The organism is Flavobacterium ustbae (assembly GCF_003946915.1).
In the GTDB taxonomy this organism is placed as follows: domain Bacteria; phylum Bacteroidota; class Bacteroidia; order Flavobacteriales; family Flavobacteriaceae; genus Flavobacterium; species Flavobacterium ustbae.
Genome location: NZ_RPOC01000036.1, coordinates 1 through 1,462 on the forward strand (window position 1 = coordinate 1; position 1,462 = coordinate 1,462).

1 rRNA gene is annotated in these 1,462 nt (G+C 39.8%); it reads right to left on the bottom strand.

Features of this window, described 5'->3' with window-relative positions:
- Positions 1–305: ribosomal RNA gene (locus EG814_RS20830) — 16S ribosomal RNA — on the bottom strand; the annotation flags it as partial.
- Between the last annotated feature and the right edge of the window lie 1,157 nt (positions 306–1,462).

Sequence of the window (1,462 nt, forward strand, 5' to 3'; positions counted from 1 at the left end):
GGGGGATCTCCCTCTCAGGACCCCTACCCATCGTAGCCTTGGTAGGCCGTTACCCTGCCAACTAGCTAATGGGACGCATGCTCATCTTTCACCGTTGTGACTTTAATTATAAAGTGATGCCACCCTATAATGCTATGAGGTATTAATCCAAATTTCTCTGGGCTATCCCTCTGTGAAAGGCAGATTGCATACGCGTTACGCACCCGTGCGCCGGTCTCTGCCGATAAATCGGCATACCCCTCGACTTGCATGTGTTAAGCCTGCCGCTAGCGTTCATCCTGAGCCAGGATCAAACTCTTCATCGTATATTGTAATATTATATAATCGATGCTTCTCTTTTTGGCTGTTTCGAATCTTCCGACTCTACTGCTCTTATTTCTTCTGTTCTGAAATCTCTTTCAGAACGGCTGTCAATTCAATATGTCTACGAACGTGTCTTTTTTCTGTTTCGCCTCTATCTCAAAGCGGGTGCAAAACTAATGCTTCTTTTTGTTTCCTGCAAGAAAAATTTAAAGTTTTTTTTGAGAATTTTTTCATCCCATTTTTTTAATTTTCCTGCCAGTAATTCAAAGAGCCTTCCGTGTTTTGCGGGGTGCAAATGTAAAAAGCATTTTCAAATCCCGCAAGCTTTTCTGGATCTTTTTTTTTTTAGAAAATCGCTTTTCTTTTGATTCAGTGCCTGCCACTATTTTGATGAACGTTTTTCGCTGTTGCGGGTGCAAAAGTACCACCTTTTTCCAGTTATACAATACTTTTCGAAGAGTTTTTTAAATGTTTTTCCGATCTTTTTCTTAACCCGCTCATAACCCATCCTTTACAGACAATTTTTTTTTAGCCTCCTGTGGGGTTTTTCTGCGTTTTGATTGGATTTTGGCATTTTACAGCCAATTTTACATCTGTTTCCCGACGGGTTTCTTTTTATGGCTGAGAGCCTAATATGCAGTTTGCCTTCGCACTATCCAAAAGCATACACTAGATGCATTATAAAAAAAGCCCCCTCTTTTAGACTGCACCCAAAAGTTTAGACGCTATTTGGAGCATTTTTTTATAGGAAGAAAAGCCAGCGCAGCATGGATTCAAAATAAGGAAATGGATATCCATCAATCATAAAACAGCACTAGGCTTGATGAATCGCTGGGACTGGAAAGGCTTTTTCAGTGCTAAAAAATAAATCCCACAAAGAATGGCACAGGGAATCGCTCCAAATATTATGCGAAGAAATTCTAATCCATTGGCATCTAATTAAAATAGACAGCCAGTGTAGCCGATTCCGCATTCCATAAAATACATCCATCTGCAGCCAATGCGATCTGGCCAACGGAGAAATAGCAAGCTGCGAACGGCTGAAAGTGGATCAATACGAAAACCTGTGGAGCAAGACTAATTAAGCATAAATATTAGATAGTCTAAATAGAAAGAATTTTATATTTCTAACTCCTCTAAATTTTGCTCTAAAAGCTTT